Genomic DNA, 13,865 nt, shown 5'->3' with positions numbered 1-13,865 from the left:
GCCTGCACTCCGCTAACGCTGCGTTCCGCTCAGGATGACAAGTCTTGATGAGAATCGGCAGGACATTTACGCGATCGCGACCAGTCTGCCGATCTCCGCGAGCATGGCGTTCCGCTTGTCTTCCGGGCCGGGACACTGGGTGATGTATGCGGCGACGAGGATTGGCGCACGTCCGCCAGCCGGCCATAGGACGGCAATGTTGTTCGTGGTGTGCTCTCCGTTGGAGCCGGTCCTGTCTGCCGCGCGCCAATCCTTTGGCAGCTTCGCTCGCAGGCGTATGAGGCCGGTGGTGCTGCTCTGCATCCAGTCAGTCAGTTGCGTGCGGGAGTCTGGCTCGAGCGCGTCACCCAGTAGCAGCGATTGGAGATTATGCACCATCGCATTGGGCGAGGTGGTGTCGCGCGGATCACCTTTCAAAGATTCGTTCAGTGACGTTTCCGTCCGGTCGAGGCGCGTGACACTGTCGCCGATGACTTTCGCGTAGGTCGTAATCGCGTTGGGACCACCGATCGTTTCCAGCAGAACATTCGCGGCAGTGTTGTCGCTGCGCGTGAGAATAGCGGAGCAGAGAGCGCCGAGGGTCATGGATGTGCCGGCATGTTCCTCGGTGAGCGGCGAGTTGCCGAGTAGGGGCTTCGGCGGCACGTCAACCTGGCGTCGAAGGTCATCCGTGAGTGTGTCGACGCGGTGCAGAACAGCGGCGGCCAGCAGGAACTTGAAAGTGCTGCACATGGGAAAGCGCTCGTCTGCCCGATACGCTGCGCGCTCTCTGGTTGCGGTGTCGAGGACGCTGACGCCGATGCGGCCTCCCTGCTTCTTCTCCATTGCAGCGATCGCGGCTGGGAGGGTTGTGTACCGGCTCCCCGCGAAAGAAAACCGTGGCAGCGCGAGGGTAGAGAGTGCAAGGAAGTTTCGGCGGTTGAGCATGTCTGCCTTCAGCGAAACACCTTGAAGCTGCATTTGCGAGTGCGGAGTGTGGTTCCGGGTGTGCAGAAACCGCACACCGGCAGCGCGTGTGCGGGGTGCCCTTCGTGGTGGCCGCCCCCGGTCTTTGCCTGTAAAGAAGCGACGCCCCCGTTCCTGCGCGCTTTCTGCGCATGCGTCGAATACGGCTTGCACCTCGCGCCGACGCGAGCGCATCTTTATACCTATGCGTTTTCCGGGTGTTTCATTCGTCAAGCAATCAGCGCTCACTGCGGTCTTCACGGCTGCGGTGGCCTTCTCCGTTACGGGCTGCAAGCAGCAGGCGCCTGAGGCGACACCCACGGTATCGACCACGCCCGCGACACCGGCAAAGGTCAAGCCACCCGTTGTGACCACTCCGCCGGCCGTAAAGGCCCATCTCTACGACGATGATGCCGATCCCAACAAGCTGATCGCCGCTGGTCTGAAGCAGGCGAAGAAGGAACACAAGCGCGTGATCCTGGACTTTGGTGGCGACTGGTGCGGCGATTGCCAGGTGCTGGATATCTACATGCACCGCCAGCCTAATTGGGATCTGTTGAACAATAACTTTGTCGTTGTGCACATCTCCGTGGGTCACATCGACAAGAATCTCGAGATCGGCGAGCGCTACGGCGTTGCGTTGAGCAAGGGCGTGCCCGCTCTGGCTGTGCTGGATGCGAATGGCAAGGCGCTGTACGCACAGGCTGGCGGCGAGTTCGAATCCATGCGGTACATGCAGGAGTCCTCCGTTACGGAGTTTCTGAACAAGTGGAAGGCGTAGGCCAGCCACAGTCCGAAGTGACACCGGCGCAGGCTGCGCAGGAAGCAGCGATGCCCCCGCAGCTGGATCGCACCACGAAGCGCTCGCTGGAGCCCGCGCGCGAGCTTCGCCGGGCGCTCCTGCAGCATGCGAAGACGGCCCGCACTCTCGGGCACGACTGGGGTCATGAGAGCCTGCGCTTCAGCGACAAGGTTCGCCTGGCCTATTGGAACGCATTCCAACACGATTGCCTGACGACCGCGAAGGCAACAGCGTACTCGGCCATCTTCGCCATCTTCCCCGCGCTTGGATTTTTCGCGGCGATGGTCACACTGCTTCCCTACTCGGGACCGGTCCGTTCGCAGATCGCAATCTTCCTGAACCGCGTGTTGCCGGCCAGCGTCGCGCCGCTGTTTGAGCAGTACCTGATTACCGCGCATAGCTCCCGCCAGAGCACCGGCGTCTTGCTGGGAGCAGCCGTGGTCAGCGTGGTGGGTGCGGCCGGCGTACTGGGAACACTGATGGAAGGCTTTCGGCGCGCGTACGTCCTGACGGAGGAGTGCTGGGGGCCCGGGATTCTCGGCGTGGTTCGTAAGCAAGTGCAGTCATTCCTGCTGGTCCCCATCGCGCTGGTCCCCCTGACGATCGCCAGCGTGCTGGTCGTCTTTGGGCACCTGATGCTGGTGGGCCTGATGCATTTCTCCCCCTCGGGATGGGATACGGGCCTGTACTGGACGGCGAATGCCGTGCGCTGGGTTGGATCGTTGAGCGCAACTGCCGCGGTGCTGGCGTTCATCTATCGCTTCGCCGTGCCTGTCCGTCCAGCATGGCGGGACGTTGTGCCGGGAGCGGCTTTCGCGACGGCCACATGGTTCGTGTCGACGCTGGCCTTTGGCTTTTACGTCACGCGTTTCGCCAATTACTCGCGTGTCTATGGATCGCTGGGTACCGGCATCGTTCTGCTGGTCTGGCTCTTCCTGACGGCGCTGACGGTACTGTGCGGCGCAGAGCTGAATGCTGAACTGGCACGCGATGCGAACCTCGTCGTTCGACCGGTGGCCGCAACTGCCGCTTCTGCATCCGTACCGCAGTAAGGTTCGCGGATTCCCAGCAATCGAAGGTGTTCAGCACCGCGACACTCCAGGTGCATCCTTTCGCGGCTCCATCGCGAAAGGGTGGTTGATCGGAATGAGCGCGAATCATTCGGGAGCGTGTGACCGAAAGGATCCGGAGAATGGGCCGCGGGCCGCACGATGAGCCAACCGTCTGCCCCGCAAATACCGGGGCTCCTAATCTCCGGCCGAATTGCCGTTTCACGTTTCCTTATCGATAATGCCTATTGGTCCGACCACACGACACTGTTCCGTATCGAACAAACGTCTAGAATGGACATCAGCGAGCGCCAGACGGGCGAACGTTTTGGAGAGCAATGAGCGACAGCAGCGGATTTCTGGGCAACGGGCGCAGTGCAAAGATTGTGGCAACACTTGGCCCCGCATGTTCCACCGAAGAGGTTTTTCGCAGCCTGGTGCGCGCCGGCCTGGACGTAGCCCGGTTGAACTTCTCTCACGGATCGCACGAGCAGAAGGCCGAACTCATCAAGATGGTGCGCAAGGTGAGCGAGGAAGAGGGCAAGCCCATCTGCATCCTCGCCGACCTGCAGGGTCCCAAAATCCGCACGGGCAAACTGGTTGGCGGCAAGCCCGTGCTGCTGGAAGCGGGCAAACAGCTCATCATCACACCGCATGAGATGGAAGGCACTGCCGAGAAAGTCAGCACTGTCTTCACCACGCTGGCAGAAAATCTCTCGCCCGGTGACACGATCCTCCTCTCGGACGGCTTGATCGAACTGACGGTCGCGGAGATCCAGGGCACCGATGTGGTGTGCGACATCATCAACGGCGGTCTGCTGGGCGAAAAGAAGGGCATCAACCTGCCGGGTATCGCGGTCAATGTTCCTGCACTTACCGAGAAGGACGAAGAAGACCTGGCCTTCATCGCCACCCAGGGCGTGCATGCGCTGGCATTGTCGTTCGTTCGCACCGCAGAAGATATCCGCTACGCGCGACGCCGCATGAAGCAGTTGAACTGCACCGCATGGGTCGTTGCCAAGCTGGAAAAGCCCCAGGCGATCGAGAACCTGGAAGAGATTCTGGAAGAAACGGACGCGCTGATGGTTGCGCGTGGCGACCTTGGCGTAGAAGTTCCGCCGGAGAAGGTTCCCGCTATTCAGAAGCACATCATTCGCCGCGCGCTTGCGTATCGCAAGCCCGTGATCACGGCCACGCAGATGCTGGAAAGCATGATCGACAATCCGCGTCCCACGCGCGCCGAAGTCAGCGACGTTGCCAATGCGGTCTATGACGGCACCGATGCTGTCATGCTGTCGGCCGAGTCGGCCGCCGGCAAGTATCCGGTGCAGGCTGTTGCCATGATGGCGAAGATCATCGTGGAATCGGAGGCGCAGATGAAGCTGGATCGCGCGACCGGACCACGGTCTCTGCACCACGCACGCGGCGCCAAGCTCAGCGTTGCGGAAACCATCTGTGAGAGCATGGCGCACTCAGCCGAGGATCTCGATCTGAGTGCAATCGCCATCTTCACAGAGACCGGCACTTCTGCCCGACTCATCTCGATGTACCGTCCCAACGTCCGCATCTTTGCGCTGTCGAACGATGAAGAGGTTATCGGCAAGACGATGATGCTCTGGGGCGTCCACGCTCTGCCGGTGGACCGGTTCGGTGCGGGTGATCTGCAGGTCGCCATGGCAGAGGCAACGTTGCGGAACCTGGGATTCGTCAAGCCGCGCGAGGTTCTCGGTATCGTGGGCGGCACGGCCAGCCGCATCGGCGGTACCAACTTCATGAAGCTGCACGAGGTCACGGAACAGTAAGCGATCAGGCAGATCAGAACGAAGAAAAGGCACGGCTTCTGGCCGTGCCTTTTGTTCGTTTGAGCGCCGTCACTGCGGAGCAGGAATGCGAATCTGATTCGCTCCGCAGGTCTTCACGGCGGAACAGCTCTCCGGCTTCAGGTTCTTATCCATGCACACCTCGACGGCCGTGAGGAAGTTATTGCCGCACGTAATGGCGAGACTGCTCGCCGGCAATCCGGCGTTGCTCTGCGTGAACAGCGTTACGATCTGCGCTGGCGTCATGCTGGCCTGCTGCTTCAGATGGGCGAGTGCCGTCGGAATCGTGATCGAGTGCTCGGCACGGCGGTCGAGCGTCAGGAACTGGTCAGGCGCAAGGCCGGAGCAGGTGCCGTGCGTCTGCCATTCGTGCTGCAGCAGGGACGCATCGGGATAGATGTCGGCATATTGCGACGGATTCGCAGGACCAGGCGCATCGCTGCAGTCCTCGGGATAGGTGCCGTCGTTGTTCTGCGGCCACAGGCCGTGCAGCGTGAAGGCGCGATGCTGCGAGCACTCTGCGGCAGATGGGTGGCCATGGCAGAACTCGGGTGACCATGAAAGATTGAGCACATAGAAGTCGAACTTGCCCGGTGCAGCAGTCAGCGCACGGCTGTTGTGATGGCGACTGAAGCGGGTCTGCGAACTTCCACCTGCCACCTCTGCCCTGCTTGCCGGGGCGTCGCCGTCATCGGTGCGGTCGTAAGTGCCCCAGTTGTCATCCGGTGTTTCGCCACGCCTGCCGTGATGGTGGCGATGGTGGGATTCGGCTTGGTATTTTCCGTTGTAGTCCTCATCACCTGGCGAGCGCTGCTCTCTGGAAGCACCTGGGTCACGACTGCTGGTCTGCGAAGGCTCGATCTGCTGCTGACTGTTCTTGCAGCCACCGATGCAAGAGACAAGAACGATTGAGAGGGATGCTGCAATGAGCCGATTCATCTGCAGCTTGGATGGTAGCGAAGCGCCAGGGGTAACCCGACCAAAGTAACGCTTCCCTACGCGGCCAGCTACCCGAATGAGGCGGCTCACGGGATCTGGGCGCGCATTCGACACTCCGGATTTCCATGATGCGAATAATCAAAAAATGATACGCATAACTATTTCTTGATCAGGCTTCTGAATGCTCTAAACATGTGAAGTAAATTACTTTAAATATGCAATATCTGGCACTAACCTGACTTACGGATCTTTTCAACCAGATGGACGCTGTCCCGACCGCCGGGTTGATTCTCCTTCATGCTCTTAAACCGTGCAATCTTCTCTTCGATTGCCTTATTCACCAGGTAGCTGAGTGACACGCCCTGACCTCGCGCGACCAGCTCCGCCTGTCTCCGAAGCGAGGTTGCGAGCTTGACCCGAAGTGTCTTGTTTCTGCTGACCGGTGCATCAATTGCGATCGGCTTGCCCGGAGGATCATTGCGAATTTCGTCGTCCATGAGTCACTCGAGATGCTCTTCAGATCATGCGATCACCGGCGTTCTTCGGCTCTGCATAAGCGAACTATCGCTTTCCCGCTGGCACGCTGTAAAGACTCTGAGGACGACTGATATCAAGGGTGATATCCAATTGCGATTTAATTTAACCCGCGTGACAATTGCATTACTCAGGTATGCATCCTTTGCTGCATGCTGGGGAGACGCGTTTCTGACCCTGACGACTGGACGATCATATGGCCCGAGTTATAACTTCAACTCGCATGGACGCAAGTGCTCACAACGCGGGCATGGAACTTGGCAGCTTTGCCGAGATCATTGCGTCTCTGACGACGGCGATTGATCTGGCAGAGGGAAATGGCGAATTTCATTCGTTGCGGACATGCATCATCGGCATGAGGATCGGCCGACGTATCGGGCTTACTCCGGCCGCGCAGAGCGATCTCTATTACGCGCTCCTTCTGAAGGATGTGGGCGGCCCCTATACACAGACTTGGGATAGGGCTGCAACAGGCCAGGATGGCGCTACAGCGCGACGCATGCTGCGCGAGGGTGTCGGTGGCATGTCCTTGCGTGAGAGTGGCCGTGCCACCTTTGATTTGCATCGCGGCGGATCGTTTCCCGGCCGCGTTCGCAAACAGATTGAATTTCTCTGGCAGCGCAAGCACTTACGGATCGAAACGGCGCTCCTCCGCTGTGCTGCAGCTGGCGAACTGCTGGACAAGCTTGGCTTGTCTTCGGAAACGCGCGCCGCAGTCTGCGCCATCGACGAGCAATGGGATGGGCGCGGCGCACCGGACCGCGCGCACAGCGTCTGCATCCCGGTCCTGGCCCAAATCGTCAAGCTGGCGCAGACCATGGAGCGGTTTCACGCACGGGGCGGAAGCCGATCCGTCATTCACGGGATCCATCGCCGCTGCCGTGGATGGTTCGATCCGGGGTTAGTGGCCGCTGCAACACGACTCTTTGAATCACCGTCGTCCTGGTGGCAGCTTGAACAGAAAGATCTGTTGAGCTACACCGTTTCACTTGAGCCGCGGGAACACATGCTGGCCGCAAACGGCGACACGATCGATAAGGTGTGCGAGGTGTTTGCGACCGTGGCCGACGCCCGGTCAAACTTCAGCAGCACACACTCCTCTCTGGTTGCCGATATTGCCGTGCGCATCGCGCGTGTGATGAACTTGAGCGAACGCCAGGTCACGACATTGCGCCGTGCCGCGTTGCTGCACGATATTGGAAAGCTTGCCGTGCCGCGCCACATCCTGGAGAAGCAGGGACCACTTACTAAGGACGATCTACCGGTTATCAGGAACTATCCTTTGCGCACCCGGGAAATCCTGGAGCGCGTGCCGGAGTTTCGTGAGATCGCTGAACTTGCCGTTACACATCATGAGCGGCTGGATGGCACCGGTTATCCGAAGCACCTGACGGGCGAGCAGCTCAGCCTGTCTGCGCGCATACTGGCCGTTGCCGATGTTGCTGAGGCGCTCGCGGCCGAGCGATCCTTCCGGCGGAAGTATACAGGTCAGCAGATCTACCAGATTCTGATCGCACAAACGCCGCACTCGCTTGATATTGACTGCGTGAATGCATTTCTGCATAACAGCGTCATATCCCTTGTGGCATAAGCATGACTCACTCGGATTAAAAGCCAAGTCTTATTGTGTAATCGGCATCGTTGAACTGCTGGTCATAAGAATTGCTGTATTTGGCACCAGGGGAAGCGACAGTCCAAAGGCATACGTCACGCTCACCTTCACGGAGCAGCCGAGCCCCTTGATACCGTTAAGCAGATAGCAAGTCGAACCGGCTGTTGTGGTTCCAGGCCATGTAGTCACAATCGTCGTATTCGCGGCTTTGACGCCCAGCGGCGCCAGTGAAAGCAGGTAGGCCTGCACCGAGCTGCTGGTGGCCGTGCAGTTATAGCTCGTCGCAGAAGCACAGGTCACACCCCAGGTCGCACCCCTCACCATGGCATACCGCGCCCCGGCGCGGGCGGCATCGGCTACATAGTGGTCCGTGTAGAGAGCGAGGGCGCAGTAAGCAATTCCAAGAACAAGCGTCATCAGCGTTGCAATGGTGAGTGCGAACTCCACCAACCCGCTGCCGCTGTTGTCTCGCCTGCATTGCTGCAGAGACAACGCGATGACTCTTCCTGGCTTCCGTTCCCACCGGTTGCTTGTCATGGGCGTCATTGAGCCGACCGTACGCGTGATTCGCTTCGCATGGCGATGCTCGCCGGGATACCGGGGTACCTCAGGATGGGGGTATAGGTAGTGGTCGAAATAACATCGACATAATTCAGAACATTGAAGGCACAGACAGGACCGGCGGCGCACCCGGCTACGACGGAAGAACCGTCAGAACACTCGCAACCGAAGGTGGCCGTCGTAGTGATGCCCGTAATGCCTGTGGCGTTCAGGTTTGCTGCCGCGACGACGCCGGTGATATCCGTCGGTGTCTGCATGCCATAGAGCGCACCAGCCTGTGTAGCAGAAGAGAGTTGAATGCCAACCACATAAGCTCGGCCAAAATCATAGGCAGCGACAAGGATCAGGATCAGCACAGGCGCCACCAATGCTGCTTCCAGCAGGCTGCTGCCACTGTCACCTCGCAACTTACGGGCGAAAGGACGCTTCGGCATAGGGTTGGCCCTTTCTTGTTGGAGAGTCGCTGTCACTGGACCAGCACCGCGGTATCGCCATGAAGCGGTGAACCATTTGCAAGAGCAGCATAGTTGCTGCCGACCGTACTCAGGACCTGTCCCGTGAAGTTGATCTGATCCGCGACGAGGATGTTGTAAGAAGACGTGAGCAGACCGACTGCGTAGGCGACCTTGGCACTCGGCTGGTAGATAGCGCCTTCGAACTTACCGCCGCCGAGCAGATTCGCAAGGTAAGTGCCGGATGTTGCAACGCCCCTGGCCTGCCAGAACAGAACTCCGCCATAGGTGCCGCTTGTGGCGGCAGAAAGATTCAGAGCGTTGACGAGAGGTACCGGTGCCGTGATGGAAAGGCTACCGACACTTGCAGCGGGATTGCTGACATTCCCCTGGTTGTAGAACATCACACCGTTCCCTGTGATGTTGGCAAGCAGGGGCAGCGTAAGATTCAGCCCGCCCTGCGGGATGTTCAGAATCGTGGTGCCATCACGGAGTATGTAAACACCTGGGTTGAAGGTGATGCTGGATGCCAGGGCTGCCGTGATGCTGATGCCGCCGCAATAGACGCCGGGATTAAAGACAAACGAGCCAAGAATGGCATTCACACCGTTCTTGGCGCCGTAATAAGTGGTTGTACCCGTGAGCAAATTGACCGTGCCATTGGTTGTGGGACAGGGATCGCTTGCCGTGGGAGGAACCGGCAGGTACGCCATGGGGTCGGCCGGCGTGGGAACGATGGCGCCCGTGGTGATGGGAGACGACGAACCGCAAAGCAGGCTGGCGACCTTGCCAGTGACCTTGATCGTTGGGGCATTCACCACACCGATCAGGCAACTGAGCGCCGACGTGCTATCCGATTCCACCACGATGCCGCAGGTGGAGTTGAGACCGAGTGCAGCAATGGCAGTGATCGCGCTGCCGATGTGCGGATTAAGAGCCCAGATGCAAGGGTCAACGCCACGCTTAGCCTCTGCACGAGCACTTATCTTGACATTGTCATAGCCGACAGCCCAGGCAAAGTAAGTGTGCACTTGCTGCGTGACAACGGCTTCCACAAATTTGGTGTTGCCGGTGTTCGGATCTTTTCCACTTCCAAGAGCACAAGGAGGATCATTCAACGTCACCGTAAGGCCCGTTCCGGGCGTTGCACAGTTCATCAGGAATGCGGCACTCGTCTGCTTGTTCTCAACCATTGCATTCTTTACTGCAGCCTGCATTGCGGGACAACTGGCCGTCGCGGAGCAAACACGAATCTCTAACCCGCCAGCCATTGCAGCGGCGTCAGCAAGGGTCTGCATCTGTCGATGGACCAGCCGCAGGTGACCCACATCGATAGCGAGGCCAAGGAACGCGAGCAAGACCACCATACAAAGCGCGGTGATCACAAGCACCTGCCCTGAATCATCCTTCAGGAGACTGCGTACGGGCCTCACGTAGCCTTTTCCTCAGCAGATTCAAGGTGTAACTTCTGTCCAATTTGTAGACCCGCCTGCGAGACAAAGCCGGCCGGAAGTTCCAGCACGCTTCGAACGGCAGTACTAACGGAGGTGATACGCCATGGTCGTAAACACTGCCAAAGTCGAACGATGCGATGCTCCTTATCAAGCCCGACAACGTCGATTGCGAACCGCATGCCGAAGGTATGGACGCCGGAGGACGGCCTGATCCAAAGGCCGCCCCCCGCGTCCAATCCCGCCCTTCCCAGCAGACCCCAGACACGGCTCAGCGAAGTGTCGGCGACCTCGACGGAAGCGCTGAACAGAATGGTCCGAGCCTGATTCCAGATGGCGATGCGTTGCAAAAGGCGACCTCAAGAGAAGTGCGTTAGATGGAGCTCTTCTTACGGCGATAGACAATAACTGCGAGTACGAGAACGGCGAGAACAGCGGCGGCAATGCGTACCAGGCTAATCGGGTCCATATCGGCGATTCCTCCTTCCAGAGAGATTGAAGCGTGAACTGTCCTTACTTCGCGGCACTGTTGAGCGAACTGGCGATAGAGAGCACGGCAGGTGCGAGCAGCACGATAAACAGACAGGGGAAAATACAGAACACAAGAGGAAATATGATTTTGATCTTTGTCTTCGCAGCTGCTTCTTCCGCGTGCTGTTTTCGCTTGAGGCGAAGGTCTGCGGAGAAGCGACTGAGCGCACGCACAATCGGAGTTCCAAAGCGTTCCGTCTGGTTGAGCATGCTGACGAACGCGGTGATCTCGGTCAACTTCACACGTTCCGCCAGATGCTGCCATGCCTCCATGCGCGGCCTGCCTGCCTGCTGTTCCAACTGGACGCGCATCAATTCATCCTGCATGTCTCCGTGACTCATCGCGAGTTCTTTACTAACTCTCAACAGGGCTTGGTCCATCCCGAGACCCGCGTCGACGCAGATGACGAGCAAGTCAATCGTGTCCGGCAGGCTACGGCGAATTCGCTCCCTGCGACGACGGATCGTCTCTGTCAGCCATACGTTCGGAGACGCATAGCCGACGACACCGAGCGCAAAAATCCAGAACCAGGTATTGCCGTCGATGAAGCTGGCCAGAAATGCACCCAGCAGCGGCAGCAGGCACTGTGCGGCAAAGAAAATATCGGGTGCTGAAGCAGTCCGTATGCCCGCGAGTGTCAGGCGCTTCTGCAAGCCCGCACTCAGCGAGATACCCAGGCGCTCGCGCAGCCCGCGCGATAACATCAACACGCCTTCTTCAAGCCGTTCTTTCTGCGTGATGTGACGGCGATCCGGCCTCTCCGTTGCAACCACGAATTGAATGCGGCGCGCCTCAGCATCGGGACGCAACAAGACCGGGGCCATGACCAGGGCCGAGATACAGAAGACGGTAAATGCTGCTGCGAAAAGTAAGGCGATCTCCATGGCTAGACCTCGATCCCTTTCACAATGTGACGGATGATCAGACCGCCGAAGATCATAAGGACGAGGGCACGATAGAGCCACTTCTGCCCTTCGGGATCGCGAAACAACAAGGACGAGTAGCCGGGATTTACCAGGTTGATGACGCCAAGAAGGATGACGGGCAGCAGGCAGAGGATCCAGCCGGTGAGCCGCCCCTGCGCAGTGTGAACCCGTATGTCTCCCTTGATGCGCATACGATCACGCACCAGGTTGGTGATGTGGTCCATGATCTCGGCGAGATTGCCGCCGGTATCTTTCTGCACCATGATTCCCGTGACGACGACGCGGAGGTCCGCAGAAGGCATGCGGTCCATCAACTGAGTCAGCGCGTCGCGGATAGGCAGACCGAAGTTTTGCAATCGGAAGACTTCCGCAAACTCTGACTTCACGGGCTCCGGACCTTCATCCGCGACATTGCCAATTGCACCGATCAAGGAATGTCCTGCGCGCAACGACCGCGCGCAGAGTTCGATCGCATCTGGCAGCACCGCATCGAATGCGGCAACGCGACGATTGCGCCGTATCTGCAGCCGAAGAATCGGTAGATAGGCGAGACATGCACCAGCACCGATCGCAACCAGAATGTTGCCAGTAACAACATAGGCGAGCAGCAGCGTCCCGGCCCCGACCACGGCACACGTGAGCAGCAGGGTCGACACGGAACTCGTCACCTTGGCCTGCAGTGTGAGAACCCGTAACGACTCAAAGACGCGCGCGCCTGCCAGCAGGTCTTCGGCCCAACCGAACGTACCTGTTTGCGACGACGGCTTCAGCAGGAGTTCCGCATTGCCGACGGTGACAGCGTCCTGCGACACGAGTGTAGCCAAACGATCCGTAAGGGCAGTCTGCTCAGGCCGCGGACGCAGCATCACGGCAAGCACGCTGAAGCACATGATGAGCATGGTGAGGAAGACGAGAATGAGCAGTGTCATAGCATCCCTCAGATCTCCACCGAATGGTTGACCAGTCCCGCCGGTAACGCGATGCCCGCTGCGGTCAGCTTCTCTGCGAACCGCGGCATGATGCCCGTGGAGTAAAAGCGACCACGTAGCTTCCCGTTGGCGCCCATACCTTTCCTCTCGAAAAGGAACAGGTCATTCATGCTGATGGCTTCGCTGTAAGCGCCGGTAAGTTCCGTGATGTGCGTGATACGGCGCGATCCATCGCCCATGCGGGCAACCTGCACGACCATGTGAATGGCGGAAGCAATCTGCGCGCGGATAGCTGACTCCGGCAGGCGAATCTCACCCATCATGGCCATGGTTTCCATGCGGGCGAGCGCATCGCGCGGTGAATTGGAGTGGATGGTTGTCAGTGACCCGTCATGGCCGGTGTTCATGGCCTGCAACATGTCAATGGTCTCTTCGCCGCGCACCTCGCCCAGCACAATGCGGTCGGGCCGCATACGGAGCGCGTTGATCATCAACTCGCGTTGACGTACCGCGCCACGGCCCTCCATGTTGGGTGGTCGCGTCTCCAGCCGAACCACGTGGTCCTGCCGCATCAGCAACTCGGCAGAATCTTCAATCGTCACGATGCGTTCCTTGCTGGAGATGAAGCCAGAGAGGACATTCAAGAGCGTGGTCTTACCAGCGCCCGTGCCGCCTGAGACGACAATGTTAATGCGTGCCTCTACCGCGCGTTGCAACAGCTCCAGCATCGGCTTCGTGAGCATCTGCGTGCGCAGCAGATCTTCGGGACCCAGTGGCGTGCTGCCAAAACGACGGATGGAAAGAATGGGACCGTCGATGGCAAGCGGAGGAATGATGACATTGACACGGGAGCCATCGGCGAGACGTGCATCCACCATGGGTGAGGATTCATCGACACGTCTGCCGACCGCCGAGACGATCTTGTCGATGATGTGCATCAGGTGACGGTTGTCTTTGAAGACAACGTCGGTAAGTTCAAGCACACCGCGACGTTCCACGTACACCGAACTGTAGGTATTGACGAGAATATCGCTGACGGTCGAGTCGCTCAGCAGCGGCTCGATGGGACCGAGGCCAAAGACCTCGTCCAGAATTTCCTGCGAGAGCTTATCGCGTTCCGCACCGCTCAGCGGCACGGTCTGCTCGCCGATCAGGCGCTGGATTGTCAGCAGCAGTTGCTGCTGACCGGCGCGTGTCTCATTCATCTCGCCCAGGCGATCCAGGTCGAGCCGCTGGACAAGCTCACGGTGCACCACCGATTTCAGGTGTTGCTGCACGCTATCGGGCACGCCGCGGCTTATGCGCGAAGGCGC

At 59.1% G+C, this 13,865-nt stretch carries 14 protein-coding genes; 4 read left to right on the top strand and 10 right to left on the bottom strand.

Going from position 1 to position 13,865, the window contains the following annotated elements; genetic code table 11:
• Positions 1-66: 66 nt before the first annotated feature.
• Positions 67-960, bottom strand: a complete 894-nt coding sequence (gene bla, locus BLW03_RS13630) for a class A beta-lactamase (protein ID WP_244502089.1) — start codon at positions 958-960, stop codon at positions 67-69.
• A gap of 190 nt (positions 961-1,150) precedes the next feature.
• Here bla and BLW03_RS13625 point away from each other — a divergent pair, with 190 nt between their 5' ends.
• The 3 genes from BLW03_RS13625 (at position 1,151) to pyk (ending at position 4,598) form a co-directional block, all read left to right on the top strand.
• Complete coding sequence (locus BLW03_RS13625; RefSeq protein ID WP_074654570.1) at positions 1,151-1,726, top strand: thioredoxin family protein; 576 nt, start codon at positions 1,151-1,153, stop codon at positions 1,724-1,726.
• Positions 1,714-2,799 carry a YihY/virulence factor BrkB family protein gene (locus BLW03_RS13620; RefSeq protein WP_244502088.1) on the top strand — a complete coding sequence of 362 codons (1,086 nt, stop codon included), beginning with the start codon at positions 1,714-1,716 and terminating at the stop codon, positions 2,797-2,799. The genes BLW03_RS13625 and BLW03_RS13620 overlap by 13 nt, the downstream gene beginning before the upstream one ends.
• Positions 2,800-3,134: 335 nt before the next feature.
• Complete coding sequence (gene pyk / locus BLW03_RS13615) at positions 3,135-4,598, top strand: pyruvate kinase (RefSeq protein ID WP_074654569.1); 1,464 nt, start codon at positions 3,135-3,137, stop codon at positions 4,596-4,598.
• 69 nt (positions 4,599-4,667) lie between these two features.
• Here pyk and BLW03_RS13610 read toward each other — a convergent pair whose 3' ends face one another.
• Both BLW03_RS13610 and BLW03_RS13605 read right to left on the bottom strand, forming a co-directional pair.
• Complete coding sequence (locus BLW03_RS13610) at positions 4,668-5,555, bottom strand: ribonuclease T2 family protein (RefSeq protein WP_074654568.1); 888 nt, start codon at positions 5,553-5,555, stop codon at positions 4,668-4,670.
• 230 nt (positions 5,556-5,785) lie between these two features.
• Positions 5,786-6,052, bottom strand: a complete 267-nt coding sequence (locus tag BLW03_RS13605) for a hypothetical protein (RefSeq protein ID WP_074654567.1) — start codon at positions 6,050-6,052, stop codon at positions 5,786-5,788.
• A 260-nt stretch (positions 6,053-6,312) separates the two neighbouring features.
• Here BLW03_RS13605 and BLW03_RS13600 point away from each other — a divergent pair, with 260 nt between their 5' ends.
• The gene (locus tag BLW03_RS13600) at positions 6,313-7,680 is read left to right on the top strand and encodes an HD-GYP domain-containing protein (protein ID WP_170835039.1); all 1,368 of its coding nucleotides are present in this window, start codon (positions 6,313-6,315) and stop codon (positions 7,678-7,680) included.
• A 30-nt stretch (positions 7,681-7,710) separates the two neighbouring features.
• Here BLW03_RS13600 and BLW03_RS13595 read toward each other — a convergent pair whose 3' ends face one another.
• The 7 genes from BLW03_RS13595 to BLW03_RS13565 form a co-directional block, all read right to left on the bottom strand.
• Positions 7,711-8,238, bottom strand: coding sequence for a TadE/TadG family type IV pilus assembly protein (locus tag BLW03_RS13595; protein WP_212733199.1), 528 nt, complete (start codon positions 8,236-8,238; stop codon positions 7,711-7,713).
• Between the two features lie 5 nt (positions 8,239-8,243).
• On the bottom strand, positions 8,244-8,696 hold the full coding sequence (locus tag BLW03_RS13590) for a TadE/TadG family type IV pilus assembly protein (protein WP_083350533.1): 453 nt from the start codon (positions 8,694-8,696) through the stop codon (positions 8,244-8,246).
• A gap of 32 nt (positions 8,697-8,728) precedes the next feature.
• Positions 8,729-10,147, bottom strand: a complete 1,419-nt coding sequence (locus tag BLW03_RS13585) for a pilus assembly protein TadG-related protein (RefSeq protein WP_074654564.1) — start codon at positions 10,145-10,147, stop codon at positions 8,729-8,731.
• Entirely contained in the window at positions 10,144-10,515 is a 372-nt protein-coding gene (locus BLW03_RS21355) for a DUF192 domain-containing protein (RefSeq protein WP_083350532.1), read from the bottom strand. Before BLW03_RS21355 ends, BLW03_RS13585 begins: the two co-directional genes overlap by 4 nt.
• A 163-nt stretch (positions 10,516-10,678) precedes the next feature.
• Positions 10,679-11,581: a type II secretion system F family protein gene (locus tag BLW03_RS13575; protein ID WP_074654563.1), complete on the bottom strand. Its 903-nt coding sequence runs from the start codon at positions 11,579-11,581 to the stop codon at positions 10,679-10,681.
• A gap of 2 nt (positions 11,582-11,583) precedes the next feature.
• Positions 11,584-12,552 (bottom strand): type II secretion system F family protein, encoded by a 969-nt coding sequence (locus BLW03_RS13570; protein WP_074654562.1) that lies wholly within the window; start codon positions 12,550-12,552, stop codon positions 11,584-11,586.
• Positions 12,553-12,560: 8 nt separating this feature from the next.
• Positions 12,561-13,841, bottom strand: coding sequence for a TadA family conjugal transfer-associated ATPase (locus tag BLW03_RS13565; RefSeq protein ID WP_244502087.1), 1,281 nt, complete (start codon positions 13,839-13,841; stop codon positions 12,561-12,563).
• Between the last annotated feature and the right edge of the window lie 24 nt (positions 13,842-13,865).

This window comes from Terriglobus roseus, from assembly GCF_900105625.1.
GTDB lineage: Bacteria > Acidobacteriota > Terriglobia > Terriglobales > Acidobacteriaceae > Terriglobus > Terriglobus roseus_B.
The sequence above is the reverse complement of the archived record's forward strand: the minus strand, read 5'-3'. Positions and strand labels throughout refer to the sequence as shown.

Bases quoted from the DNA above. Each gene is read 5' to 3' on its own strand.
- BLW03_RS13605 (WP_074654567.1), bottom strand. From the start codon at position 6,052: ATGGACGACGAAATTCGCAATGATCCTCCGGGCAAGCCGATCGCAATT.
- BLW03_RS13570 (WP_074654562.1), bottom strand. From the start codon at position 12,552: ATGACACTGCTCATTCTCGTCTTCCTCACCATGCTCATCATGTGCTTC.
- BLW03_RS13600 (WP_170835039.1), top strand. From the start codon at position 6,313: ATGGACGCAAGTGCTCACAACGCGGGCATGGAACTTGGCAGCTTTGCC.
- BLW03_RS13590 (WP_083350533.1), bottom strand. From the start codon at position 8,696: ATGCCGAAGCGTCCTTTCGCCCGTAAGTTGCGAGGTGACAGTGGCAGC.
- BLW03_RS13625 (WP_074654570.1), top strand. From the start codon at position 1,151: ATGCGTTTTCCGGGTGTTTCATTCGTCAAGCAATCAGCGCTCACTGCG.
- pyk (WP_074654569.1), top strand. From the start codon at position 3,135: ATGAGCGACAGCAGCGGATTTCTGGGCAACGGGCGCAGTGCAAAGATT.
- BLW03_RS13595 (WP_212733199.1), bottom strand. From the start codon at position 8,238: ATGACAAGCAACCGGTGGGAACGGAAGCCAGGAAGAGTCATCGCGTTG.
- bla (WP_244502089.1), bottom strand. From the start codon at position 960: ATGCAGCTTCAAGGTGTTTCGCTGAAGGCAGACATGCTCAACCGCCGA.
- BLW03_RS13575 (WP_074654563.1), bottom strand. From the start codon at position 11,581: ATGGAGATCGCCTTACTTTTCGCAGCAGCATTTACCGTCTTCTGTATC.
- BLW03_RS13610 (WP_074654568.1), bottom strand. From the start codon at position 5,555: ATGAATCGGCTCATTGCAGCATCCCTCTCAATCGTTCTTGTCTCTTGC.